The sequence below is a fragment of the Streptosporangium sp. NPDC000509 genome (genome assembly GCF_042898365.1).
GTDB lineage: Bacteria > Actinomycetota > Actinomycetes > Streptosporangiales > Streptosporangiaceae > Streptosporangium.
In genome coordinates this window covers 345,876-370,636 of the sequence record NZ_JBIAYX010000003.1, presented here as the reverse complement: position 1 = coordinate 370,636, position 24,761 = coordinate 345,876, and the positions used below count along the sequence as shown (strand labels likewise).

General features: G+C 70.2%; 21 protein-coding genes and 1 tRNA gene. 15 read left to right on the top strand and 7 right to left on the bottom strand.

Translation table 11 applies throughout. From position 1 onward, the window contains the following. Window positions 1-108: 108 nt before the first annotated feature. From ACFY3D_RS07905 to ACFY3D_RS07895, 3 genes are read right to left on the bottom strand one after another with little or no spacing between them, the layout of a single operon-like run. The gene (locus tag ACFY3D_RS07905) at window positions 109-1,221 is read right to left on the bottom strand and encodes an ABC transporter permease (RefSeq protein WP_389976239.1); all 1,113 of its coding nucleotides are present in this window, start codon (window positions 1,219-1,221) and stop codon (window positions 109-111) included. Further along, window positions 1,218-2,765, bottom strand: coding sequence for a sugar ABC transporter ATP-binding protein (locus tag ACFY3D_RS07900; RefSeq protein WP_389976236.1), 1,548 nt, complete (start codon window positions 2,763-2,765; stop codon window positions 1,218-1,220). Before ACFY3D_RS07900 ends, ACFY3D_RS07905 begins: the two co-directional genes overlap by 4 nt. Next, window positions 2,762-3,436 (bottom strand): DUF2291 family protein, encoded by a 675-nt coding sequence (locus tag ACFY3D_RS07895; RefSeq protein WP_389976233.1) that lies wholly within the window; start codon window positions 3,434-3,436, stop codon window positions 2,762-2,764. Before ACFY3D_RS07895 ends, ACFY3D_RS07900 begins: the two co-directional genes overlap by 4 nt. Window positions 3,437-4,042: 606 nt before the next feature. Between ACFY3D_RS07895 and ACFY3D_RS07890 the strand changes: the two genes are divergently transcribed. From ACFY3D_RS07890 to ACFY3D_RS07880, 3 genes are all read left to right on the top strand, one after another. Continuing rightward, on the top strand, window positions 4,043-4,960 hold the full coding sequence (locus ACFY3D_RS07890; protein WP_389976230.1) for a hypothetical protein: 918 nt from the start codon (window positions 4,043-4,045) through the stop codon (window positions 4,958-4,960). 13 nt (window positions 4,961-4,973) lie between these two features. Next, on the top strand, window positions 4,974-5,840 hold the full coding sequence (locus ACFY3D_RS07885; RefSeq protein ID WP_389976227.1) for a class F sortase: 867 nt from the start codon (window positions 4,974-4,976) through the stop codon (window positions 5,838-5,840). A gap of 155 nt (window positions 5,841-5,995) precedes the next feature. After that, window positions 5,996-7,141, top strand: coding sequence for an acetyl-CoA C-acetyltransferase (locus tag ACFY3D_RS07880; protein WP_389976224.1), 1,146 nt, complete (start codon window positions 5,996-5,998; stop codon window positions 7,139-7,141). Between the two features lie 114 nt (window positions 7,142-7,255). Here the strand turns inward: ACFY3D_RS07880 and ACFY3D_RS07875 are convergent, their stop codons facing one another. Continuing rightward, window positions 7,256-7,447, bottom strand: coding sequence for a hypothetical protein (locus ACFY3D_RS07875; protein WP_362895952.1), 192 nt, complete (start codon window positions 7,445-7,447; stop codon window positions 7,256-7,258). Between the two features lie 266 nt (window positions 7,448-7,713). Next, entirely contained in the window at window positions 7,714-8,445 is a 732-nt protein-coding gene (locus ACFY3D_RS07870; RefSeq protein ID WP_350943242.1) for a methyltransferase, read from the bottom strand. Between the two features lie 388 nt (window positions 8,446-8,833). Between ACFY3D_RS07870 and ACFY3D_RS07865 the strand changes: the two genes are divergently transcribed. The 3 genes from ACFY3D_RS07865 to ACFY3D_RS07855 all read left to right on the top strand — a co-directional run bounded on the left by ACFY3D_RS07865 (window position 8,834) and on the right by ACFY3D_RS07855 (window position 12,606). Continuing rightward, the gene (locus ACFY3D_RS07865; protein WP_389976220.1) at window positions 8,834-10,921 is read left to right on the top strand and encodes an ATP-binding protein; all 2,088 of its coding nucleotides are present in this window, start codon (window positions 8,834-8,836) and stop codon (window positions 10,919-10,921) included. Window positions 10,922-11,138: 217 nt separating this feature from the next. Further along, window positions 11,139-11,711 carry a sigma-70 family RNA polymerase sigma factor gene (locus ACFY3D_RS07860; protein ID WP_362920312.1) on the top strand — a complete coding sequence of 191 codons (573 nt, stop codon included), beginning with the start codon at window positions 11,139-11,141 and terminating at the stop codon, window positions 11,709-11,711. After that, entirely contained in the window at window positions 11,698-12,606 is a 909-nt protein-coding gene (locus ACFY3D_RS07855) for a hypothetical protein (RefSeq protein ID WP_389976217.1), read from the top strand. Before ACFY3D_RS07860 ends, ACFY3D_RS07855 begins: the two co-directional genes overlap by 14 nt. Before the next feature lie 183 nt (window positions 12,607-12,789). On the opposite strand, the gene ACFY3D_RS07850 is transcribed toward ACFY3D_RS07855, so the two are convergent. Continuing rightward, the gene (locus ACFY3D_RS07850) at window positions 12,790-13,809 is read right to left on the bottom strand and encodes an adenosine deaminase (protein ID WP_389976214.1); all 1,020 of its coding nucleotides are present in this window, start codon (window positions 13,807-13,809) and stop codon (window positions 12,790-12,792) included. A gap of 460 nt (window positions 13,810-14,269) precedes the next feature. On the opposite strand from ACFY3D_RS07850, the gene ACFY3D_RS07845 reads away from it, so the two are divergent. Continuing rightward, window positions 14,270-16,387 carry an ATP-binding protein gene (locus ACFY3D_RS07845; protein ID WP_389976211.1) on the top strand — a complete coding sequence of 706 codons (2,118 nt, stop codon included), beginning with the start codon at window positions 14,270-14,272 and terminating at the stop codon, window positions 16,385-16,387. 26 nt (window positions 16,388-16,413) lie between these two features. Next, window positions 16,414-18,423 (top strand): ATP-binding protein, encoded by a 2,010-nt coding sequence (locus tag ACFY3D_RS07840; protein ID WP_389976207.1) that lies wholly within the window; start codon window positions 16,414-16,416, stop codon window positions 18,421-18,423. Between the two features lie 185 nt (window positions 18,424-18,608). On the opposite strand, the gene ACFY3D_RS07835 is transcribed toward ACFY3D_RS07840, so the two are convergent. Then, a complete protein-coding gene (locus ACFY3D_RS07835) occupies window positions 18,609-19,814 on the bottom strand; it encodes a pyridoxal phosphate-dependent aminotransferase (RefSeq protein WP_389976204.1) in 1,206 nt (401 codons plus the stop codon). 253 nt (window positions 19,815-20,067) lie between these two features. Between ACFY3D_RS07835 and ACFY3D_RS07830 the strand changes: the two genes are divergently transcribed. From ACFY3D_RS07830 to rplJ, 7 genes are all read left to right on the top strand, one after another. Beyond that, window positions 20,068-20,140, top strand: a tRNA-Trp gene (locus ACFY3D_RS07830). 75 nt (window positions 20,141-20,215) lie between these two features. Beyond that, window positions 20,216-20,464, top strand: coding sequence for a preprotein translocase subunit SecE (gene secE / locus ACFY3D_RS07825; RefSeq protein WP_329089906.1), 249 nt, complete (start codon window positions 20,216-20,218; stop codon window positions 20,462-20,464). A gap of 72 nt (window positions 20,465-20,536) precedes the next feature. After that, window positions 20,537-21,325 (top strand): transcription termination/antitermination protein NusG, encoded by a 789-nt coding sequence (gene nusG, locus ACFY3D_RS07820; RefSeq protein WP_350943252.1) that lies wholly within the window; start codon window positions 20,537-20,539, stop codon window positions 21,323-21,325. Window positions 21,326-21,473: 148 nt separating this feature from the next. Further along, window positions 21,474-21,905, top strand: coding sequence for a 50S ribosomal protein L11 (gene rplK / locus ACFY3D_RS07815; RefSeq protein WP_350943253.1), 432 nt, complete (start codon window positions 21,474-21,476; stop codon window positions 21,903-21,905). Between the two features lie 176 nt (window positions 21,906-22,081). Then, window positions 22,082-22,795 carry a 50S ribosomal protein L1 gene (rplA, locus tag ACFY3D_RS07810; protein WP_350943254.1) on the top strand — a complete coding sequence of 238 codons (714 nt, stop codon included), beginning with the start codon at window positions 22,082-22,084 and terminating at the stop codon, window positions 22,793-22,795. 156 nt (window positions 22,796-22,951) lie between these two features. After that, window positions 22,952-23,782 (top strand): LppX_LprAFG lipoprotein, encoded by an 831-nt coding sequence (locus ACFY3D_RS07805; protein WP_350943255.1) that lies wholly within the window; start codon window positions 22,952-22,954, stop codon window positions 23,780-23,782. 410 nt (window positions 23,783-24,192) lie between these two features. Beyond that, a complete protein-coding gene (gene rplJ / locus ACFY3D_RS07800) occupies window positions 24,193-24,717 on the top strand; it encodes a 50S ribosomal protein L10 (RefSeq protein ID WP_350943256.1) in 525 nt (174 codons plus the stop codon). Window positions 24,718-24,761: the final 44 nt, after the last annotated feature.

The following is a 24,761-nucleotide window of genomic DNA, read 5'->3' as shown; positions in this document are numbered from 1 at the left end:
GAGAATCACCGGGGAGCCAAAGAGGGGCCAAGATCGGCGCCGATCCCGTTGGGGGCCCCGAGATGCCGATCCCGCTCGGGACCCCCGAGATCGGGTGACGTCGGCGGATCAGCCCGCTCGTCTGTCGGCGGCCATCGCCGACACGGTGGCCCCGCGCCGCCGGATCCGCTGTTGCCCCCGGTCCAGGATCACGGCGAGAACGAGCACGACCCCCTTCACGATGATCTGCCAGAACGTCGACACGCCCACGAGCACCATGCCGTCGGAGAGGAAACCGACGGCGAGGGCTCCGATGAGGGTGCCTCGCACCGTGCCGCGCCCGCCGCTCAGCGCGGCGCCGCCGAGGATCACCGCGGTGATCGCGTTGAGCTCGTACATCTCACCGGCGAGCGGTGCCGCCGCGGTCAGCTCCGAGGCGATGATCAAGCCCGCGAGCGCGGCGCAGGCGCCGGAGATCACGTACACGGCCGTCTTGACGTACCTGATCGGGACCCCGGAGAGCTCCGCGGCACGCTCGTTGCCGCCCATGGCGTACAGCCATCGCCCGAACGGCGTCCTGCCGAGCACGAGCGTGACGGCGACGGCGAGGAAGATCATGATCCACAGGCCCGCCGGGAGGCCGAGCGCGCGCCCGTTACCGAGAACGTGGAAACCGGTGTTGCCGAGCCCGGGGTCGCCGCCCAGATCGGGGTAGGTCGAGCCATTGGAGATCAGCAGCGCGATTCCCCGCGCCACGTACAGCATGCCGAACGTCGCGATGAACGGCGCCACGTCGAAGCGGGTGATGACGATGCCGTTCACCAGGCCGACGAGCATGCCGACCATGACGCAGAGCACGATCACCCCCCAGACGGGCGGGTAGGCGACCACGTCGGCGAACCCGAGACCGAGCCCTCCGAGTAACTCACCGGCGACGACCCCGGAGAGCCCGGCGATCGAGCCCACCGACAGGTCGATGCCGCCCTTGACGATGACGAGCAGCATGCCGAGCGCGATGATCGCGATGATCGCGACGTGCTTGGTCATCGTGACGAGGTTCGGCACCGTGAGGAAGGAGTCGGACAGCAGGCCGAAGACCGCCACCACGACCGCGAGGGCGATGAGCGCCCGTAACTCGAACAGGTTGTTCACCAGCGACAAGCGGCGTGCCTCGGCCGTGACCGCCTCGGGCGGGGGGTGGTCCGGGGACGTTGACGGGGGCGACGTTTCCCGAGACGTCACTCCGCCGTCTCCTCGCCCGTGCCGACGGTGGTGCCGTCCGCCACCCTCATCAGCTCCTCTCTGGCCGTCTCGCCGCGCCGGAACTCACCGGCGAGGACGCCGCGGGCGAGCACCAGCAACCGGTCGGGGACGCGCAGGGCCTCCTCGGCGTCCGACGTGCTGAAGACGACGGCCAGGCCGCGCTCCGCGTGTGCCGCGAGGAGTTCGAAGATCTCCGCTCTGGCGTCGGTGCCGACGCCGCGCGAGGGCTCGTCCAACAGGAGCACCCGAGGGGCGGTCAGCAGAGCCCTGCCGATGATCACCTTCTGCTGGTCGCCACCGCTCAGGGACGCGACGGGCGCCCGCGTGTCCTCCCACCCGACGTCGATGTCGGTGATCATCCGGTCGACGACCTTCCGTTCGCGGGCACGGGAGAAGAACAACCGGTGGACGAAGGTGCCCAGCCGGGCCAGGGAGAGGTTCTCCCCGACCGACATCGTCGGGACGAGGCCGTCGCGCCACCGGTTCTCGGGGACCAGGGCCACGCCCTGGGCGATGCGGTCGCGGATTCCCGCGTGTTCCAGCGGGACGCCACAGAGCAGGATCTCGCCCGACTGCGAGGGGATCAGGCCGGCGAGCGCCTCCAGCAACTCGGTGCGGCCGGCGCCCGTCAGGCCGTAGATTCCCACGATCTCGCCCTCCCTGACGGTGAGGGAGAGGTCGTCGATCGCGAGACGGCCGGGATTGGCCGGGTCGGCCACCACGAGGCCGCGCAGGCTCAGCACCTCCTGCCCGCTGACCGGCGCGTGGTGCGGGAAAAGGTCGTCCCGGTCGCGGTCGGTCATGCGCTCCAGGAGCCATCGGACGGAGACGCTCTCGGCGTCCGCCGTGGCGACGAGCCGCCCGTCACGCAGGACGACGACGTCGTCGGCGATCCGCAGCGCCTCCTCCAGGTGCGAGGAGACGTAGACGACCGCCACCCCGTTCGCGGTCAACTCCTTGATGACCCGGAACAGGACCTCGATCTCAGGGGCGGTGAGGGCCGAGGTGGGCTCGTCCATGATCAGCACTCGGGCCTCCTGGAGGAGTGCCCGCGCGATCTCGACGATCTGCTGCTCGCCCGGCATCAGGTCGCCGACGGGCAGGTCGGGGTCCGGATACTCCTTCAGACTGTGCAGGATCGCCGTGGTGGTGGCCCGCTGGGACGAGCGGTCGATCACCCACGCCCCTCCGCAGATCTCCCTGGCCAGGAAGAGGTTGTCCTGGATGCTCAGGTTGGGGCAGAGGCTGAGGCCCTGGTGGACGATCGAGACGCCCTGGTCGGCGGCGTCACGGGGCGACGCGAACCTGACGGGCTCTCCGTCGAGCTCGACATGCCCGGAGGTGGGGTGCTCACTCCCGGACAGGATTCTCATCAGGGTCGACTTGCCGGCCCCGTTCTCGCCGAACAGCGCGGTCACCCGGCCGGCGGCGACGTCGAAGTCGATTCCCCTGAGCGCGGGTGTGTCCCCGTAGAGCTTGGTGACGTCGCGGGCGCTCAGGACGGTGGCGGCGGAGATCTTCACGAGACCTCCTTGATCGAGACCGGGGTGATGGTCACGACGGAGGGGGTGAGGAAGCTGAAGGCCCCGACGAAGGAGATCTTCCTGCCCTTCAGCCGCGGCGCGTCCAGGTGCCTGAGCAGCTTCTCCCGCACCTGGTCGTTCAGCGCGGTGGCGGCGTCGGCGTACTCCGCCTGGCTGAGGAACTGCCCGAAGGTGATGAATCCGACCGCGTCCCGCAGCGCCGTGCCATTGATGACCGGACCGACCTGTAGCGACACCCGGGTGTCCGAGGGCAGCCCCGGCACGGTCACGGGCATCAGCCCGGACCTCACCGCCCCGGCCGTGCCGGTGCCCTTGACCGCGAAGGTGTAGGGGCCGTCGCCCTGCCGGACGCCGTACAGCCTCCCCGCCTCTTCCGCGTCGGTGGTCATGGCCTTCACCAGTACGGGCAGTTCGACGGCCTTCCTCCTGATCGCGGGTACGACCATGGCCTCGTAGGTCCGTGCTCCGTACGCGGCCGAGTCGAACGGGCCGGGACCCGAAACCGTGATCGACTCCACCGAGCGGTATCGCGTGCTGAACCCGACGGCGACCAGGACGGCCACCGCGAGGGCGACGGCGACCCATCTCGTCGGGATCCGCCGACGGGAGACCTGCCCGCGACGCGCCCGCGGTGCGACCGGGGTGCTCATCTCAATCCTTCCGGTGGGGAGAAGAACTCGGGGGAACACTGATCCGTCCGCTCCTCTCCGAACGGGAGCCGGTCGATTCGCCGGAGGTCGTTCCAGCCCGCCGCCGCGCGGGGCGCGGGCGGTAGGGCCGGTGATCATTGTGTCCGAATCGATGAAATATTTCCGTACTCCAGGAAGGGGTTCCGGGCGTCCGAATTGGATCTCCCGCAGATTCCAGCCTGCCCGATGACGCTCCACAGATGGTGATCTTCAGGCCGGATATCACCAGTCTTGACCTGGTCTTTTCTGTATATCCAGGCGCTGATTGCCGATGCCGGGCCGCCGTCCCGCCGGATGGCCGGGCGCGAGGCGGGTGCCTCGGCCGGACGGGGGGAGGCGTCTTCGCCCCTGTCCGGCATCTGATAGGTGCCCGTCCGGTCCCCCGTTGGGCGCTTTACCCATGTACGGTGTCGTTTGCTGTGGGATAGATGGGAATTTGTGTCCGTTTAGCCGACTTGCTCGCGTGTCTCGGTCTCTGTTCGTAGGATCTATGCCGAACCTTGACCGCAATCTGTAAGCCTTGGACGGCCGGTGCGCCGACCGATCGATCTGGAACGGGGAGAAACCGTGCTGAAGTCCAGGACGCGGCTGCGTGTCGCGGCCAAGACAGCCGTGATCGCTACGGTGGGCGCGGGCGTCTTCGGTGCGTTCCCCGCACTCGCCTCCATGTACGCCGCTCCCAAACCGGTCGCCTACACCTGCACGCTCGCCGGCGCGGTGTCGCCGTCGGCGACGTACACGTTCCAGATGGATCTGACCGGTCCGACGTCGGCGGTGACGAACGCCCCCCTCGTGGCGACCTGGAAGATCGGTCAGCCGGCCACGATTCCCACCCTCACCCCGTCCGCGCCCGCCCCGGCGGGCGCGAGCCTCGTCGCCGACGCCGAGGTGCAGATCAATGCGACTCCCAGCGGAGTTCTGGCGAGCCCCAGCGAACTCCGCCAGATCCTGGTCACCGCCGCTCCCCCCGTCGCGGGGCAGGCGGTCACCGCGCCCCCCGTCCTCGTCACGGTGACCCCCCTCGCGACGGGTGTCGTCGCCTTCGAGCCCGGCGCGTTCACCCTGCTCCTCAAGACCGGCGCCGGGACGGGCGCCGCGGACGAGGTCGAACTGCTCGACTGCACCCTTCCCGACCCCGCCCAGGCGACCGCCGCCGCGCTGCGGGTGACCGTGGGAACGGGCACTCCCAGCCCGTCCGCCAGCCCTTCGGCGAGTCCGTCGGCGACCCCCTCGCCGTCGGCGACCCCGTCGGCCACCCCGACGACCCCCAGGCCGACGCTCACCGTCACCCGGACCCAGACCGCCAAGCCGTCCCCCGATCCCGACGAACAGATCGACGAGACTCCCAAGGGCGCCGCCTCCACCGGCGGCGGCGGCGACGCCGGCCCCGACGCTCGGATGATCATGTTCAGCGGTGCGCTGATGGTGGCGCTCGCCGGGATCGGCGGGCTCGTGCTGCGCCGTCGCACCGTCGGTCGCGGCTGATCGGGGTGGCCGGATGACCACCCCACCTCCGGGACCTCCGGGCGGCTGGCCGCCCTCCGGGCATTCCCAGGGCCCGGTTCCCCACTACCGGCCGGTTCCTCCCGTCCAGCCGCCGTACCCGCAGTCCGGCCCCCCTCCGTACGGCTCGCCGTACGAGGGATGGCCGCCCGGACAGGAGCCTCTCGCCGGCGGGCGGATGATGCGGTCGGTGCTCATCCTCGCCGGGATCGCCGGGGTGGTCACGGTACTGGTGGGCCTGCTCTACATGCTGGCCGCGCCCGAGGAGTACGGCCTGGCCGACCAGCGCACCACGCTGCCGCCCCGCGACCTGGCCGCGGCGCCGGCGAACCCCTACTTCCAGGCGGCACCGACCTTGCCGCCGCCCCTGCCCAGCCTGCCCGCGGCCCCGGCCATGCAGCCCTCGTCCCCGGTGCGCCTCGTCATCCCGCGGCTCGGGGTGAACGCGCCGGTGAAGTCTGTCGGGCTCGACAAGGCGGGCGCCATCGAGGTGCCACCGGTCGGCGATCCGAACCTGGTCGGCTGGTACCGCTCGGGGCCCACCCCCGGTGAGGCGGGTCCCGCGGTGATGCTCGGGCACAAGGACACGCGCGCGGGAAGCGCGGTGTTCAGCCGCCTCGACGAGATCCGCAACGGCGACGTCATCGAGGTGCACCGCAAGGACGGGATCATCGCCGTCTACACCGTGGGCGGGCTGGAACAGGCGGAGAAGTCGGTGTTCCCGACGGAGCGGGTGTACGGCCGGTCGTCGACCCCTCAGCTGCACCTGATCACGTGCGGCGGCACCTATAACCGCTCGACCGGTCACTACACCGACAACGTCATCGCCTACGCGACCATGACGAGCAGCAGGAGAGCCTGAACGGCCCCCTGCCCAGGTGTCGAAAGGTGCGATCGGCCTCGCTGTCGCGCGGGCGGCTCCCGTTCAGGGCACGGACGAAGGTTCTGTTGTAACCTCCTATCAACCGAATGTTGCTCGGTTTCGTAGGCGGCTCGGGTTCGCGAGCAGGAGGCACTGTGGCAGAGGCGTACATCGTCGGGGCGGTCCGCACCCCCGTCGGCAAGAAGAAGGGCGGTCTGTCCACCGTCCATCCCACCGATCTGGCCGCGCACACCCTCGGCGCGCTCATCGAGCGTACGGGCGTCGACCCGTCCGCGGTCGAAGACGTGATCATGGGCTGTGTCATGCAGTTCGGCCCGCAGAGCATGGACATCGCGCGTAACGCGTGGCTGTCGGCGGGCCTCCCGGAGAACGTCGCCGGTGTGACCATCGACCGGCAGTGCGGCTCCTCCCAGCAGTCGATCCACTTCGCGGCACAGGGCGTGCTCTCCGGCACCCAGGACCTCGTCGTGGCGGCCGGGGTGGAATCCATGAGCATCGTCCCCATGGGGTCGAGCATCACCGCCGCGCTGGAGAAGGGCATGCCCTTCCCCTTCGGGGACAAATGGGTGGAGCGCTACGGCAAGCAGGAGATCTCCCAGTTCCGCGGCGCGGAGCTCATGTGCCAGAAATGGGGCCTCAAGCGCGAAGAGCTGGAGCGGTTCGCGTACGAGAGCCACCAGCGGGCCTCGAAGGCCGTCGCGAACGGTTATTTCAAGGACCAGATCGCCCCGATCAACGGTGTCGAGGACGACGAGGGCCCGCGCCCGGACACCACGCTGGAGAAGATGGCGTCGCTGAAGACGCTGAAGGAGGACGGCGTGATCACGGCCGCCACCTCCTCGCAGATCTCCGACGGCTCGGGAGCGCTCCTGATCGCCTCCGAGCAGGCCGTCCGCGACCACGGCCTCACCCCCAGGGCGCGCATCGTCACCCTCGCACTCACCGGCGACGACCCGGTCTACATGCTGACCGCGCCGATCCCCGCGACGCGGAAGGCGCTGAAGAAGGCCGGCCTGTCCATCGATGACATCGACGTCACCGAGATCAACGAGGCGTTCGCCCCCGTCCCGCTGGCGTGGATCAACGACCTGGGCGCCGACCCGGCCAAGGTGAACCCGAACGGCGGCGCCATCGCCCTGGGCCACCCGCTGGGCGGCACCGGCGCGATCCTGATGACCAAGCTCCTGCACGAACTGGAGCGGACCGGCGGCCGGTACGGGCTGCAGACGATGTGCGAGGGCGGCGGCCAGGCCAACGTCACGATCATCGAGCGTCTGTGACGACCTGATTCACCGAGGGGGCGTCCGTGGGGCGCCCAATGAGATCCGGGAAAGCCCCGGTCCCGGGAGGGAGACCTCCCGGGACCGGGGCTTTTCCCGAAAAGGACCCGCGGGTCAGCGACCACCCTTGCCCGGGATCCGGCGCGGCTGCCGGGTCGGCCTCGTCGGCATCGGAGGCATCGGCATGTGCCGCGGAGCCGCGGGCACGACGTGCTCGGGGAGCGGGGTGCGCGGCTTGGGGGTTTTGGTGGTCCTGGACTTCCCGCCACGCTTCTGGGCGGACTTGTGGGCAGGATGAATTCGCATATGAGGACTCCTCGAAGAATGTGACGACGCGGCGCGATCCCGGGTCGGACAACTCAGCTGCCACGTCGGACGAACGGGGCCGGAGGGCTGAGTGCGGGCGGATCAGCGAAGGCTGATCGACGCCGGCTCTTAGGAGTTGATCCACATGTGGACGAACATACGGTGCTGTCGCCGAGGCGTGCAACCCGTTAAAAACCGCGTGCGGTGCCGCCCCGGAAGTCCGGGGCGGCACCGCACGGGATGACGCGGGCTGTTCGAGCAGGAGGTTACTTGGGAACGCGGGCGACGCAGAAGACGGTCTGCCCGAACGGCGGGCGGACGAAGCGCTCGATGAAGCGGGTGAGGGGCACCACGGTACGGTCGTAGATCTTGACCAGGCGGGGGTCGGGGTAACCGACGCCGCCGCGGCGGACGGCGGCCCACCAGGCGATGCCGCCCAGGAAGTTGATCGGCTTGAGCACGTCGATGTCCAGGCCCGCCTTGGAGACCGTGCTGCGCAGGGTGGCGGGGGTGTAGCGGGTGACGTGGCCGACCTTGCGGTCGAAGTCTCCGTACAGCTGCATGTAGCCGGGCACCCAGATCACGATCCGGCCGCCGGGGAGGGTGACCTTGGCGAGCGAGCGCAGAGCCTCGACGTCGTCCTCGATGTGCTCCAGGACGTTCATCATCACGACGGTGTCGACCTTCTCACCGATCGGGATCTCGGTCGGCAGGCCGAACTGGAGCACGTCGATGTCGTCGCGGCCCTCGAAACGCTTCCGCAGCTGCTCCACGCAGTATGGGTCGAAATCGCTGACCACCAGCCGGTCGAGGCGGGGCAGGAAGGACTCGGCGAAGTGGCCAAGCCCGGAGCCGATCTCCAGCATGGACCGGCCCACGTGCGGGGCGACCATGTCGAGCTCGTACTGCCGGTAGTTCTTGGCCTCGTCCCCACCCAGGTGGTTCTCCAGGGCCTCGTCACCGGCCGCGGGTTGCACTACGCGGTCATACCCAGACATGCGGTTCCGTCCAGCTCGCTTACGGAAAGGCCGGGGCGAGGCCACGGCCAGGGACAGCCAGAGTCTAGTGGCGCTTCCCCCGCGGCGACCCCTTAAACGCTTCACGGCCGGCGTCGCGGCCCCGTGACGAGCGATCTTTCGCGACGAGGATCGGCACCGCCGGCGGCGGACGGCGGGCCCGGCCTCACCTCGATTACCGGCTCCGCCGAATCAGCCATAAAGCACCAGCATTTCCGCGCTTCACGTCGAACGGGGGAAGTTCGACCTCGACCCGGCGGTGAGATTTGCACCGCAGGACAAAGAAACCCTCCTGGGAAATGGGCGGCCGACCCGTTCGTGATGTGGAAACGGTGCGATTCCCGGTGAGTGGAGAAAGGAGCGCGAATCAATGGAACAGACCCGGTGGTGGCGCGGGAACCTGCCCGCGGAGACGAACGACCTCATCGGCAGGGAAGGCGAGGTGCGGCGGCTGCTGAAACTCCTGGCCGACACTCCGCTGGTCACGGTCACCGGTGTCGGCGGCATCGGCAAATCACGAATCGCGGTCAGGGCCGCGCGGGAGCGGGAGGAACACCACCCGGACGGCACCTGGCTGGTGGAGCTCTCCGGCGAGCGCGACGGCGATCTGCTCGCCCACACGGTCGCGGCGGTCCTGGGCCTTCCCGAGCGGTCCGCGCGGTCACAGGCCGAGACGCTCGTCGAGTTCCTCGCCAGCAGGAGACTCCTGCTGATCCTCGACGCCTGCGAGCATCTCCTGCCCGCCTGCCGCGCCCTCGTCAGGGAGATCCTGGCGGGGGCGCCCGGCGTACGGATCGTCACCACCTCTCGTCGGCCTCTCGGGCTTCCCCAGGAGGCGCTGCTTCCCGTCGGGCCCTTCGAGACACCCGCCCCGGGGCCTCCCGTCCGATGGCCGGAAGGCGCCGTCTCGGAAGGCGCGGGGGCGGACGACGCGTTGCGGCTCTTTCTCGACCGGGCCAGGAGCGTGGTTCACGGCCTGGAGACGACCGAGGCCGGTGTGGCGGCCGCGGCCAGGATCTGCCGGCGGCTGGACGGCGTGCCGCTCGCCGTCGAGCTGGCCGCCGGAGGGCTGGGATCCCTGCCGGTGGAGCGGCTCGCCGATCACCTGGAGGACCACTTCGAGATCCCCCACGGCAGGACACCGGCCCCCCGCCACCGAATCGTGCGCGCGGCGATCAGCTGGAGCCACGAGCTTTGCGACCCGCGGGAACGCCTGCTCTGGGCGCGGCTCTCGGTCTTCGCGGGAGACTTCGACGCGGCCGCCGCCGAGTGGGTGTGCGGCGACGACGCGCTGAGCGGCGTACCGGACCTGCTGGAGAGCCTGGAGCGGAGGTTCCTCCTGGTCCCCGTGCCCGGAGGCTACCGGCAGCCCTCCACGGTGCGGGAGTACGGCAGGGAACGGCTCGCCCTGCTCGGTGAGGAGGCCCGGCTGACGCGGCGGCACCGCTACCACTGCCTCGACCTGGCGCGCAGGGCCGAGGCCGACTGGTACGGCCCCGGGCAGGAGGAGTGGGCGGCGAGGCTCGCCTTCTCCATGTCCGACCTCCGCCTCGCCCTCGACCCCGCCTCCCCGACCTCCGTCGAACTCGCGGGAACGCTCTGGATCCTCTGGTTCTGCCTGGGACGGCTGAACGAGGGCCGCTACCACATGGCGAGGGCGATCGAGGCGGCCCCCGTCACCGATCCCGGGCTGCCCAGGCTCCTGTGGGCCGACGGCTGCGTGGCCATCGCCCAGGGCGAGCCGGAGGTGGGCCGTCGTCGCGCGGAGGCGGCGCTGTCGGCGGCCCTCGACTGGGGCGACTACGCGGCGGCCGGGCACGCTCAGCTCAGGCTGGCCAGCAGCTCCCTGTGCGCCGGCGCCCTGGAGGACGTCGAGCCCCGCGTCGAGCTCGTCCGCGAGTACTTCCGCCGTGCCGAGACCGCCACCGTGAGCGAACCCCTCGCCCTGGTGACCGCGGCGACGGCGGTCACCTGGCGTGGAGAGTTCGCCAGGGCCGTCTCCGTGCTCAAGGAGGCGCAGCGGCTCTGCGACGCGCGCGGCGAGCGCTGGGCCCGCGCCTGTGGCGACTACGTCCTGTCCATCGCGCAGCTGGGTCTTGGACGGGTGGACGAGGCCGCGGAGGCCGCCCGGCAGTCGCTCGACGTCAAGTGGCGCCTGCGCGACGCCACCGGCGTGGCGCTCGCGGTCGACCAGCTCGCGGTGATCGCCGCGGTCGAGGGCGACGGCCGGCGTACGGCGAGGCTCCAGGGAGCGGGGGTACGGCTGTGGGCCACCTTCGGGCTCCAGGGTTTCGGCTCCGAGGGCATGTCCGAGCCGAGGACCGTCGCCGAGCGGACGGCCAGGCAACTGCTCGGAGACGAGACCTACGACGCGGTCTTCGCCGAGGGTTACCAGGCCGACCCGGAGGAGGCCGTCGCCTATGCCCTGCACAGCAAGGTCCTCCGAGAGCTCCTCTGAAAGGCCCGCTGAAAGGTCCTGCGAGAGGCCCTCGCCCCGGTGCCTTCCGCCTCTGTCGGCCGTCGTGCCCTCCGGATGTCCTCCGAATCCGAAGAGGCCACTCTCGGCCCCGTCCTCCGAATCCAAAGGGAGCACCCCGGCGGACGGGATCACGGTCTCGCCCACGAGTGCGAGGCTTCACGAAGAGAAGAGGGCTTTCGCGAAGGGCTCGGATGCGGTGGAATCTCTCCCAACATTCGCGAAGGAGCCCCCGACGGACGACGATGAGGCGATCACCCGATCGCTCGCCGGTGACCTGGACGCCTACGAGGTGCTGGTCGCCCGTTACAGCGTGCTCGCGCACCGCACCGCGGCCATGCTCGGCGCCGCCGACGAGGCCGAGGACGTGGTCCAGGAGGCGTTCGTCAAGGCGTACCGTCATCTCGCCTCCTTTCGCAGGGACGCGCACTTCCGCCCCTGGCTGCTGCGGATCGTGGCCAACGAGACGCACAACCTGACCCGCTCCCGTGGACGCCGCGACAGGCTGACCGTGCGGCTCACCGAGGTCGTTCCCCCGCCGGGCGAGGGCCCCGAGGAGGCGGCGGTCGCGACCGACCTGAGGGCGCGGCTCCTCGACGCGGTGCGTACGCTGCCCGAACGGGAACGCGAGACCGTGGTCTGCCGGTACTTCCTACAGCTGTCGGAGGCCGAGACCGCCCAGGTGCTCGATCTTCCCGTCGGTACCGTCAAGTCGCGGACCTCCCGCGGCCTGGCCCGTCTGCGTGAGGAGGTGGCCCGTGACCTCACCTGACGACCTCGAAGCCCGGCTCCTCGCCCTCGGGGAGTCCATCGACGTCCCCTCCCCGCCCCCGGACGATGTCGCGCGGGCCGTACGAGCCCGGCTCCGATCACAACTCGCCCCCGCCGCGTCGGCACCGGACTCCGGGACGCCCGATCCCGAGGCGCCCGCCGCTCCTGGAAGCCCTGTTCCCGAGAGTCCCGATCCCGAGGCACCCGCCGTCCCCGGAAGCCCTGTTCCCGAGACGCGAACCCCCGAGGCGCCCGCCGTTCCCGGAGGTCCCCGCGTGCTCAGGCGCGCGTGGGAGGCGCTGCGAGACGGCGGGCGGGTACGGCGGCGGGCGGTGGTCGCCGCCGTCGCGATCCTCGTGGCCCTCCTCCTGGGGGCGACACCCGCGGGAAGGGCCGCGGTCGCGGAGATCCTGCGCTTCGCGGGGGTCGAGCTCAGGATCGGCGGCCCCGGGCCGCTGCCGTCCGGGGTGCCTCAGCCGCTGCCCGGTGAGCGCCGGGTCACCCTGGAACAGGCGAGGGAGCAGGTGGCGTTCCCCGTTTCCGTCCCGGCCGTGCTCGGCGATCCCGCCGAGGTGAGGGTGAGCGACGGAGGCCGGGTGGTGTCGCTGTTCTGGCCCGGCCTCAGGCTGGACGAGTACGACGGCAGCCTCCACCTCGTCTTCAGAAAGGAACTGGGCCCGCCCTGGCCGGAGGACGTCGGTGTGGGTGCGGTGAAGGCACAGTGGATCCCGGCCCACCACGGCCTGACCTACCTGCCCAGGAGCGGAGGGGAGGCCGAGGTCCGTCCCCGTCCGGCGGGCCCCACCCTCATCTGGCAGCGAGGGCGGGTCGGCCTGCGCCTGGAGGGCGTCGGGGAGCTCGGCCGCGCGCAGGAGATCGCCCGCTCGGTCCGCTGACGCCGGTCGGGGGTGTGCCGGTGGCCGACGGGGTGCGTGGTACGTCGGGAGTCCGCCCGTTCGGCTCGTTGACGTCGGCCGGGCGGGTGCTCGCCCGCTCGGTTCTCCGGCGGCGGCGGGGTGTGTCCGAGCGGGAGGCTCTCCGGCGTCGGCCGGATGCGTCGGAGGGGGAGGCGCGTCCGTTCAGCCCGATGACGCCAGCCAGTCGTCGATCCCCTGGAGGAGCTTCTTGCGCACGTCGTCCGGGGCCGCCGAAGCCCGCACCGACTGGCGGGCCAGCTCGGCCAGCTCCGGGTCGGAGAAGCCGTACACCTGCCTGGCGAGCTCGTACTGGGGCAGCAGCCTGGCACCGAACAGCAGCGGGTCGTCGGCGCCCAGCGCGATCGGCACCCCCGCCTCGAACAGGCGCCGCAGCGGTACGTCCTCGGCGCGCTCGGCCACCCCGAGGCCGACGTTGGACGTCGGGCAGACCTCGCACGTGATCTCCCGGGCCGCGAGGCGCTCCATGAGCCTCGGCGACTCGGCCGCCCGCACCCCGTGCCCGACCCGGTCGGCGTCCAGCACGTCGACGCACTCGGCCACGCTGGCCGCGCCCAGCAGTTCCCCGCCGTGCGGTACGGCGAGCAGCCCGGCGCGCTTGGCCAGCCGGAAGGCTCCGTCGAAGTCGCGGGCCCGGCCGCGTCGCTCGTCGTTGGAGAGCCCGAACCCGACCACGCCCTCGTCCATGTGGTGCGTGGCGAGGCGGGCGAGGGTCTTGGCGTCGAGAGGGTGGCGGGTACGGTTCGCCGCCACCACGACGGCGATCCCTATCCCCGCGTGGTCCGCCGCCCTGCGGGTCGCGTCGAGCATCAGCTCCATCGCCGAGGTGAGACCGCCGAACTTCGACGCGTACCCCGACGGGTCGATCTGGATCTCCAGCCAGCCCGATCCCTCGGCGGCCTCGTCCTCGGCGGCCTCGCGCAGCAGCCGGTAGACGTCGCTCTCCCGCTGCAGCACCGAGCGCGCGATGTCGTACAGCCGCTGGAAGCGGAACCAGCCTCGCTCGTCGGTCGCGCGCAGCCGGGGCGGCCAGTCCTCCTCGAGCGCGTCGGGAAGGTGTAACCCGTGCTCGCGGGCGAGCTCGACGAGGGTCGAGTGCCGCATGGAGCCGGTGAAGTGCAGGTGCAGGTGCGCCTTGGGCAGTTCGCTGAGGGGACGTGGCATTTCAATATGGTGCCGTACCTTCGGGGGCGCCGATCGACGACCCCGATGTTTTTGGCGCGATCTGAAGGTCCGTTCACGTCCCGGGGAGGGGAAGATCGCCGCGCGGAGGCCCGGGGGAGGGCGGTGAGCTCGACGCGGGCGGTGGGCCGGGTACGCTCACGCTCGTGTGGACGGAGCACGGGAGCCTCGCCGTCGAGATCGTCATGGGCGCCGCGCGTGCGGGCAGGCCCGCTGAACAGGGCCGGAACCCCGCTCGCCTTTCCCGACATTTCCCGCGACTTTTTCCGATTGGTTATTTATAGGGTTTTATGTGTTATTTCGGGCAGGCGTTGCGGGGGCACGGCACACCCGCCCATATCCCATCCCCCGTTATATCGAGGAAATTTAGGAAACGGGCTTTCAGCGGACCATGTCGCCGTGCGACCGTGGAGGCACACATTGTCAGGACGCTGGGGCTGCCATGGAAGCGGATGTCTTCGTCGGCAGGGAGACAGAACTCGCAGACGTATCCGCACTGCTCGAAAGGGTCCGGCACGTCACGTTGACCGGCCCCGCGGGGGTCGGGAAGACCTGTCTCGCCCTGCGGCTCGCCCGCACCCTCGAACCCGCGTTCCCCGGCGGCGTCCACATCGTGGAGCTGTCGGAGGCGCCCGCCGACCTCGACTCCCTGACCGAGACGCTCGCGGACGCGATCGGCGCCCGCCGCGGGCCGGGCACCCCCACGCTGCGGGCCCTGGTGGACGAGTTCCTCACGCGCCGGACCCTGCTCGTCCTCGACACCTGTGACCGCGTCGTCGGCGCGACGGGCATCCTGGTCGGCCTGCTGCTGCGCTCGGTCGAGGGACTGCGTGTCCTGACCACCAGCAGACAGCGGCTCGGCCTGCCCGGCGAGCACCTTTACCCGGTCGGCGGCCTGCCGGACGCCGACGCCGTCCAGCTGATCACCGCCCTCGCCGGTGGCAGGTTCGGCGGCACGGATCCGGCCGAGCTCTGCAAGCGCCTCGACAACCTGCCGCTCGCGATCCGGCTCGCCGTGGCCGAGGGCACCCCCGGCGGTCTCGGCACCCTCGACGTGCTCGCCGCCACCCTCGACGGCCGCCCGATCTCCACCGCGGGGATCACCGCCTTCGACGGTCACGTCACCTCGCCGGACGAGCTCGCCGCGTCCCTCGAAGGCCGTACGGTCCCCGCGGCCGAACGCGAGATCCACGCCGCCGGATTCGGCGCCGCCCCGCCCGCGCGGGCCGCCGCTCCCCGGCGGCACAGCTCCATGCGCGTCGCCCTCGGCTGGAGCCACGAACTCTGTACCCCGCAGGAACGCCTGCTGTGGGCGCGGGCCTCGGTCTTCGCGGGCACCTTCGACATCGAGGCCGCCGAGGAGGTCTGCGCCGGCGGTGCCCTCGCGGCCAAGGACGTCCTCGACGGGCTGCTCGGCCTGCTCGACAAATCGGTCCTCGTCCGCGAGGAGGGCGAGGGCGGGGTCCGCTATCGCCTGCTCAACACCGTCCGCGAGTTCGGGGTGGTCTGGCTCGACCGGCTCGGCGAGACCGACGAGATCCAGCGCCGCCACCGCGACCACTTCCTCGCCCTGTCCGCCCGCGCCGAGATGAGCTGGCAGGGCCGCCAGCTCGAGTGGTACCGCAGGCTGGTCCTCGAATGCGGCAACATGCGCGGCGCCATCGAATACTGCTACTCCCGGCCACCGGAATACCGAAGAGGACTCGACCTCGTCGGCAACCTGTGGTTCCTGTGGGCGTGCTGCGGCATGCAGGCACCCGGTGACGACCTCCTCCAGCGCGGCCTCGACCTCGATCACACCCCCAGCCCCGAACGGGTCAAGGCGCTCTGGGTGCACGCCTGGGTCTCGATCCAGCGCGGCGACCTCGAACGCGCCGAACGCATCCTCACCGAATGCGCCGCCGAGGACGCCGACGGCTACGCCACGGCCTACGTCAGCCAGTTCCAGGCCCACCTGGCCGTGGTCAAGGGCGATGTGGTCGAGGCCCTGAGGCTCATCAAGCACGCCAGGGTGCGCCACCGCTCCACCGGCAACGTCTTCCCGGGCTTCCTGCCCACCTACACCGTGGTCGCCACCGCGATGATGCTCGCCGACCACCATGAGCAGGCCGTCTCCGTCCTGCGCGAGGGACGCGAGCTCTGCGAGTCCTGCGGCGACTACTGGACCCTCATCCGCCTGGACCTCCTCCTGGCCCAGGCCGAGCACTCCCTGGGCAACACCGTCTCCGCGCTCGACTCCGCCTGCGGCTCCCTGCGCGGGGCCCGCCTGTTCGGCGACAGCATCTCCCTGATGGAGGCACTGGAGGTGTTCGTCGTGATCGCCGAGGCGTGCTCCGACGACACCTTCGCCGCCACCATGTTCGGAGCCTCCCGCGCCGCGTGGCGGAGCGCCGACGTGCCGCCCAGCCGTTCACCCGTGATCGCGACGCAGCTGCGCGCGGCCGAGCTGAGGCTGCGCGGGCGCATGGGCAGGACGGAGTTCGAGCGGCTGGAGGCACGGGGAAGTTCGATCAGCCTGCGCGACGCCGTGGAACACGCACTCCAGGGGGAGCTTTCTTGACGCGCTGCGGCAACCTGCCGGCCGAGATGAACAGTTTCGTCGGCCGCACCACCGAGCTCGACGAGATCGCGAAACTCCTCACCCGGACACGCCTGCTCACCCTGCGTGGCCCCGGGGGCGTCGGCAAGACGCGTCTGGCCCTGCGGGCCGCGAGGAACGTCCGTGACGACTACCCCGACGGCGTCTGGGTGGCAGAGCTCTCCGCCGAGACCGACGGCGACCTGCTCATCCACGGCGTCGCCGGACTTTTCGGCCTGCGCACCCCGGCCGAACGTCCCGCCCTGGACTCCCTCGTCGAGCATCTCACCGACCGGCGGCTCCTCATCGTCCTCGACACCTGCGAGCACCTGGTCGACTCCTGCGCCGCCCTGGTCGTGGCCCTCCTGACCGGCGCGCCCGACGTTCAGATCATCGTGACCAGCCGCCAGGAGCTCGGCCTGCCGCTGGAGGTCGTCATGCTCGTCGACCCCTTCCCCGTCCCCCCGCCCGAGACCGCCGACCTCGCGGACCACGACGCGCCGAGCCTCTTCCTCGACCGCGCCAGGGCCGTGGCCCCCGGATTCCGTACGGACGAGCGGGCCATGATGGCCGTCGCCAGGCTCTGCCGCAGGCTCGACGGCATGCCGCTCGCCATCGAGCTGGCCGCCAGCCAGATGCGCGGCCTGTCGGCGACCCAGCTCGCCGACCAGCTCGACGTCCACTTCAAGCCGCTGACCGACGGCGAGGGACTCCCCGTCCGCCACCACACGCTCCGCACCGCCGCCGGCTGGAGCCACGAGCTGTGCACCCCCGCCGAACGTCTGCTCTGGGCCCGCCTGTCGGTTTTTCCCGCGGCGTTCGACGCCGAGGCGGCGCGTGGCGTGTGCGAGGACGAGCGCCTGCCCGACGTCCCCGGCGCACTCGCCGCGCTCGTGGCCAAATCCGTCGTCGCCCGCGTGGGTGACCGCTACCGCCTGCTCGACACCATCAGGGACTACGGGCGCGACTGGCTCGACGAGCTGGGCGAAGGCGCCCTGATGATCCGCAGGCATCGCGATCACTACCTGTCCACCGCCCGGCGCATGGGCGCCGAATGGTACGGCCCGCGCCAGCTCGAATGGACCTGCTGGGCGCACCGGGAACTGCCCGACATCCGCGCGGCCCTCGACCGCTGTCTCGGCGCGGGCGACCACCGCGGCGCTCTGGAGCTGGCAGGAGCCCTGTGGGTGCTCTGGTGCCGGCTGGGGTTCGTCAGGGAGGGCCGCCACTATCTCGACCGCGCCCTGTCCGCCGTCCCCGCCCCCGACAGGGCGAGGTCCAGGCCGCTCTGGGTCGTCGCCCATCTCGCGCTCATCCAGGGCGACATGTCCCTGGCGCGCGACCGGGCGGAGGAGGCCGTCGAGAACGCCCAGCGGTACGGTGACGGCGACGCCGAGGCACACGCCCTTCTCGCCCTCGCGCAAACCCGCCTGTTCACCGGAGACCTGGATCGAAAGGACGCGCGGGCGTACGCGCTGCGCGTGGCCGGCGGGCTGGGCCCCACCTCGCCGGGAACGTTCTTCCTGCCCTCCTTCCTCGCCCTGGCCGCCACCTTTCGCGGCGACTTCGACGAGGCGGTGAGGATCCTGCGCGAGGCGCGTCCGGGCCACGAGGCGCGAGGGGAGCTGTCACAGCGCGCCATGGACGACTACGTCCTCTCCCTCGCCCTTTTCGGCCGGGGTGACCTCGTGGAGGCCTCAGCGGCGGCCAGGGCCTCCCTGGAGGTCAAACGACGGCTGCGGGACACGGTCGGCAGCGCTCTCGCCATCGACCAGCTCGCCAGGATCGCCGCCACCGAGGGCGACGGCGGACGCGCGGCCTGGCTCCTGGGGGCCGCGCAACGTATCCGGACCACCTTCGGGCCCCCCGGCACCGGGGCCCACACCATGGCCGCGCTCCGCGAGGCCGCCGGTGCCCGCGCCACGTGCCTGATCGGCGAGACCGCCTACGCGCGGGCCTTCGACGAGGGCTCGGCCGCCCACATCGAGGCCGCCGTGGCCTACGCCCTGCGGGACTGAGCCCCGCCCGGCGCGTACGGAGGGCGTGTTCGACCGGTGGGCGAGCCGTCCTGATCGGCGGTCCCCGCGGGAAACCCCGCGCCCGGCGGGGAACCGGTCACGCTCGGCGGGCCCGGCAGGGAGGCCGTCCTGATCGGCGGGCCCTGCCGGGGACCTGGGCGTGCCGGGCGGCCAGGCCGTCGCGTTCAGCCCGCCTGGCCGAGGAACTTGGCGAGGCGGCTCACACCCTCGACGAGGTCGTCGTCGCCGAGCGCGTAGGACAGGCGGAAGTATCCCGGGGTGCCGAAGGCCTCACCGGGGACGACCGCCACCTCGGCCTCCTCCAGGACGATCTCGGCCAGCTCGGCGGAGGTCGCCGGGCGCCTGCCGCCGAACTCCTTGCCCAGGAGCGCCTTGACCGAGGGATAGGCGTAGAACGCGCCCAGCGGCTCGGGGCAGACCACGCCCGGGATCTCGTTGAGCATCCTGACGATGGTCCGGCGGCGCCGGTCGAAGGCGGTGCGCATCTCCGCCACCGCCGACAGGTCGCCGGTGACGGCGGCCAGCGCGGCGGCCTGGGCGACGTTGGAGACGTTGGAGGTGGCGTGCGACTGCAGGTTGGCGGCGGCCTTGACGACGTCCTTGGGACCGATCAGCCAGCCCACGCGCCAGCCGGTCATCGCGTAGGTCTTGGCGACGCCGTTCAGGACCACCACCTTGTCGCCCAGCTCAGGGACCACGGTGGCGATGCTCGCGAACGTCGCGTCGCCGTACGTGAGGTGCTCGTAGATCTCGTCCGTGACGACCCACAGATCGTGCTCGGCGGCCCAGCGGCCGATCTCCGCGACCTGCTCGGGGGTGTACACCGCGCCGGTCGGGTTGGACGGGGAGACGAAGAGCAGGACCTTGGTGCGGTCGGTGCGCGCCGCCTCCAGCTGCTCCACGCTCGCCAGGTAGCCGGTGGTCTCGTCGGTCACCACGTCGACCTGGACGCCGCCGGCGAGCTTGATCGCCTCGGGGTAGGTCGTCCAGTACGGGGCCACGACCAGGACCTCGTCACCCGGGTCGAGCAGGGTGGCGAACGCCTCGTAGACGGCCTGCTTGCCACCGTTGGTGATCAGGACCTGGGCCGCGTCCACCCGGTAGCCGGAGTCGCGGAGCGTCTTGTCGGCGACGGCCTGCTTCAGTTCGGGAAGGCCGCCGGCCGGGGTGTACTTGTGGAACCTGGGGTTCCTGCACGCCTCGACGGCCGCCTCGACGATGTAGCCGGGGGTCGCGAAGTCCGGCTCACCGGCGCCGAAGCCGATGACCGGGCGGCCCGCCGCCTTCATTGCCTTGGCCTTGGCGTCCACGGCGAGCGTGGCGGACTCGGAGATCGCGGAGATGCGCGCTGAGATGCGAGGACGGGTCATACCTCCATGGTTACAGACCTGTGCCGATGTTTCCGCCGCGTATCCACCATGCGGACGTCGTCCCGGGAGCCGCCTGAGCATCGGCGACGGCTTCTGAGCTGGACGATCGCCCGTCGGCGTCCTCCGGTTCGACGTGGTGGCCATTCACCCGTAGACTCCGGCATGGTCTTTCCGCCGTATGCGTGAACCGGCGGTCAAGACCGTGAGCCACGGACAAACTTCGGTCCAACCGATGTATGGTGGTTCATGTCTTAGGGCACTAGCGCAATTGGTAGCGCACCGGTCTCCAAAACCGGCGGTTGGGGGTTCGAGTCCCTCGTGCCCTGCTAGGAGCGGTCCGCGCATCAGGCGTCCAGCGCGCCGCTTATGTGCGTTGGACTCGATGGATTCAGGTGAGGACTGTGGCGATCGACACGCGCGGCGAAACCGCAGACAAGCCGAGCGGTGAGAAGAAGACCAAGCGCACTTCTCCCGCCCTTTTCTACCGGCAGGTAGTCGCCGAGCTGCGTAAGGTCATCTGGCCTACGCGCAAAGACCTTATTTCGTACACCATCATCGTCCTGGTCTTCGTTCTGATCATGGTCGGGATCGTGTCGGCTTTGGACGCGCTGTTCACCGAGGGCGTGCTGAGAATCTTCGGCGGAGCCTGAGCCGCGGTCTCCGGCGGGCGGATAGCCTCGCCGATGAGTCCACAAGCCATCGAAGAAAAGAGATAGAGCACCGTGTCCGAGTCTGCACAGTCGGCCGGCGAGCCCCGCGAAGAGCGCGAGGACGAGCTGGAGAAGGCCGTCGACGTCACCGAGGATTCGCTTGACGAGTCCGACGGGCGGGATGTCGACGCCGAGACCGACACCGACGCCGAGGGTGAGGCCGAGCAGGCCCCGGTCGGCGCCGTCGACGAGGACGGTGACGTCCTTCCCGACGTCGACCCGGTCGAGGAGTTCAAGCGGCACCTGCGGAGCCTGTTCGGCGAGTGGTACGTCATCCACTCCTACGCCGGTTACGAGAACCGCGTGAAGTCGAACATCGAGACCCGCACGCAGTCCCTCAACATGGAGGACTACATCTTCCAGGTCGAGGTGCCCACCCACCACGTGACCGAGATCAAGAGCGGCAAGCGCCAGCTGGTCAAGGAGCGGGTGCTGCCCGGATACGTCCTGGTCCGGATGGAGCTCACCGACGAGTCCTGGTCCGCGGTGCGTAACACCCCCGGTGTGACCGGTTTCGTGGGCCTCTCCAACAAGCCAAGCCCGCTGAGCCTCGAAGAGGTCGCCAAGCTGCTCGCGCCGGAGCCCTCGGAAGAGGTGAAGAAGTCCACCGCGAAGGCCTCCGCCGCGACGGTCGACTTCGAGGTCGGCGAGTCCGTCACCGTCATGGACGGCCCGTTCGCCACGCTGCCCGCCACGGTGAGCGAGATCAGCGCCGAGTCGCAGAAGCTCAAGGTGCTCGTGTCGATCTTCGGTCGTGAGACCCCGGTCGAGCTCTCGTTCAACCAGGTCTCGAAAATCTAAACCGGTCGCGTAGACTTCACCAGTCTGCCCCGCGGTCGCGGGGATGGTTCCTTCTTCACTCCGGTCGAAATTCAGCCGCCGGAGTGGGCCCCGCCTGCGCGGGGCCGGCAGGAACATCGTTCAGAGAAGCAAGGACCCGGAGAGAAGCATGCCTCCTAAGAAGAAGCTCGCCGCCTTGGTCAAGGTCCAGCTCCCCGCTGGCCAGGCCACGCCCGCGCCGCCGGTCGGTACCGCCCTCGGTCCGCACGGCGTCAACATCATGGAATTCGTGAAGCAGTACAACGCTGCCACCGAGGCCCAGCGCGGCAACATCATCCCCGTTGAGATCACCATCTACGAGGACCGCACCTTCACCTTCATCACGAAGACGCCCCCGGCGCCTGAGCTGATCAAGAAGGCCGCCGGTGTCGCCAAGGGTTCGGCCGTCCCGCAGAAGGACAAGGTGGGCAAGCTCACCAAGGAGCAGCTGCGCCAGATCGCCGAGACCAAGATGCAGGACCTCAACGCCAACGACATCGCGGCGGCCGAGAAGATCATCGCCGGCACCGCCCGGTCGATGGGCATCACGATCACCGACTAGCCGAAACGGCTGACCGGGCCCCGCGGGCACGAGCGCGAGAGCATGATCCGCGCGACCGCCGAGGGGCCGAACAACGGGCGGAGCACGAGCGACGTCCGGCAGGAAAATTTCGAAGTAAGTGGAGGGGCCAGGCGCTGGCCCGCACCACGAACACTCGGATCCACAGGAGTGATCACATGAAGCGCAGCAAGGGATTCCGCGCCGCGGCGGCGCAGGTCGACCGCGAGACCCTGTACACCCCGGCGCAGGCGGCCAAGCTGGCCAAGGACACCAACGTCGCCAAGTTCGACGCCACCGTCGAGGTGGCCCTGCGGCTGGGCGTCGACCCTCGCAAGGCCGACCAGATGGTCCGCGGCACCGTCAACCTCCCGCACGGCACCGGCAAGACCGCCCGGGTCCTGGTCTTCGCGACCGGTGACCGTGCCGAGGAGGCCCGCGCCGCGGGCGCCGACATCGTCGGTGCCGACGAGCTGATCGACGAGGTCGCCAAGGGCCGCCTCGACTTCGACGCCGTCGTCGCCACCCCGGACCTCATGGGCAAGGTCGGTCGTCTGGGCCGCGTGCTCGGCCCCCGTGGCCTGATGCCGAACCCCAAGACCGGCACCGTGACCCCGGCCGTCGGCAAGGCCGTCACCGACATCAAGGGCGGCAAGATCGAGTTCCGTGTCGACCGGCACGCGAACCTGCACTTCATCATCGGCAAGGTGTCCTTCGGCGAGCGCCAGCTCATCGAGAACTACGCCGCCGCCCTCGAAGAGGTGCTGCGTCTCAAGCCGTCCGCGGCGAAGGGACGCTACGTCAAGAAGGTCGTCTTCTCCACGTCGATGGGCCCCGGCATCCAGGTCGACCCCAACCAGACGCGGGCGCTGACCGCCGAGCTCGACGCCTGATAGCAGCCTGATAGCAGACGTCTTCTGAGGAAGGCCTCAACCGAATGGCCATTCGGTTGAGGCCTTTCTTCGTTCTCCCGGACGACGCGCCCGGCTTTGCCGACGCGTAGTGTCGTTGTCATGGATCACCGGGGGAACGAAAGGGTGGAGACGAAAATGCGCCGATTGGCTCCCACAGTCGCACTGGGAGCGGCCGCGCTCATCGCGGTCGCGGGATGCGGTGCGCAGGGCACCGGCTCCCTCGGAAACGTCAAACTCGCCGCGGCGGACGCGGTGCAGCAGAGTGCTCAGAAGGCCGAGGAGGTCACCTCCTACTCCGCGGACGTGGTTCTCGACGCCACCGGTGGGGAGAAGGGGGCGGGCAAGGTCCAGGGCAGCATGCTCTACCAGAGCAAGCCCCAGCTGGCGACGGACATCAGGCTCGACACGATCACCTTCGGCGGGCAGAACGTGCCCGGCGGGGCACGGGCCATCCTGTCGGGTGACACGGTCTACGTGAAGTCCGAGCTCATCAACAGGGTCGCCGGCACCAGCAAGCCGTGGACCAAGGTGTCGCTCAGCGAGCTCGACGCCAAGGGGCAGTCCGAGATCAGGAAGTTCATGGACCAGGCGCAGCAGTTCGACCTGGCGGGCACCGTGAAGCTGCTGACCGCGTCCAAGGACGTCAAGGCGGTCGGCACCGAGACGGTCGGCGGGGTCGACACGACCCACTACAGCGGCACCTTCCCGGTCGCCGAGGCCGCCCAGCTGATCGACCCGGCCAAGCGTGAGAAGCTTCAGGAGCAGCTCTCGCAGGCCAAGGACGTGAAGTTCGACCTCTGGGCCGACGCCCAGAGCCTGCCCCGCAAGGTCACGCTCAGCGGCTCCGAGAAGGACGCGTCGTTCAACCTGACGGCGCTCTTCAAGGGGTTCAACGAGCCCGTGGAGATCACGGCCCCGCCCGCCGACCAGGTGGGTGACCTGCCCGAGCACCGCGGCGGAAACTGACGTTTCCCGGAAGTCCACGCCCTCGGCCCACCGGCCGGGGGCGTGAGCCTTTTCCGTGCCCCTTTGCCGGGGAGGACTCCTCCCGGGCTGTTCTCGGCCCCGTAGCGGGGCAGGCTCCGGGGACGACGCCGGGAGGGGGCAAAAGCGTGTTTTTCCGGCTTACCGCGCTGAGGTGGCGCCGAGTTGGCATTCGTGGCGTCAGCGCGTAAGCTGTCAACGCCGAAGACCGCCGGTCGTCGTCAAGCCGCATGGCTTGATGACTTAAGGATCCACGTCAGTGGACGGCCCGCGTAGGTTGTGATGTGAGTTTTCATCTGGACTAACCTCCTTATGTGAGCCCCGTGCGCCTGCGCCGGGGCTTGTTCGCTTTTCTGGGCCCTTGCCCCGGCGGCACATCTGGAAGGAGGCCCATGGCGAAGGCAGAAAAGGCAACGGCTGTCGCTGAGCTGAAGAGCAGCTTCGACGGCTCCAATGCTGCCGTTCTGACCGAATACCGCGGTCTCACCGTCGCCCAGCTCAAGCAGCTGCGCGTTTCTCTCGGTGAGAATGCGAAGTTCGCCGTGGTGAAGAACACGCTGACCAAGATCGCGGCCACTGAGGCCGGGTTCAACCAGCTCAACGACCTGCTCGCGGGTCCGTCGGCGATCGCGTTCGTCAACGGCGACGTGGTCGAGGCTGCCAAGAGTCTGCGTGACTTCGCCAAGGCCAATCCCCTCCTGGTCATCAAGGGCGGTGTCGTCGACGGCAGGTCGATGACGCCGGACGAGATCAGCAAGCTTGCCGACCTTGAGTCGCGCGAGGTTCTCCTCGCGAAGCTGGCCGGTGCCCTGAAGGCGAAGCAGGGCCACGCGGCCGCCGTCTTCAATGCGCTGCCCACCAACATGGCTCAGCTGGCCGAGGCCCTGCGCGCCAAGCGCGAAGGCGCCGGCGAGTAGGTCCGCGCAGGCGGTCACAGGGGATTAACGCAAACCGCGGTCCC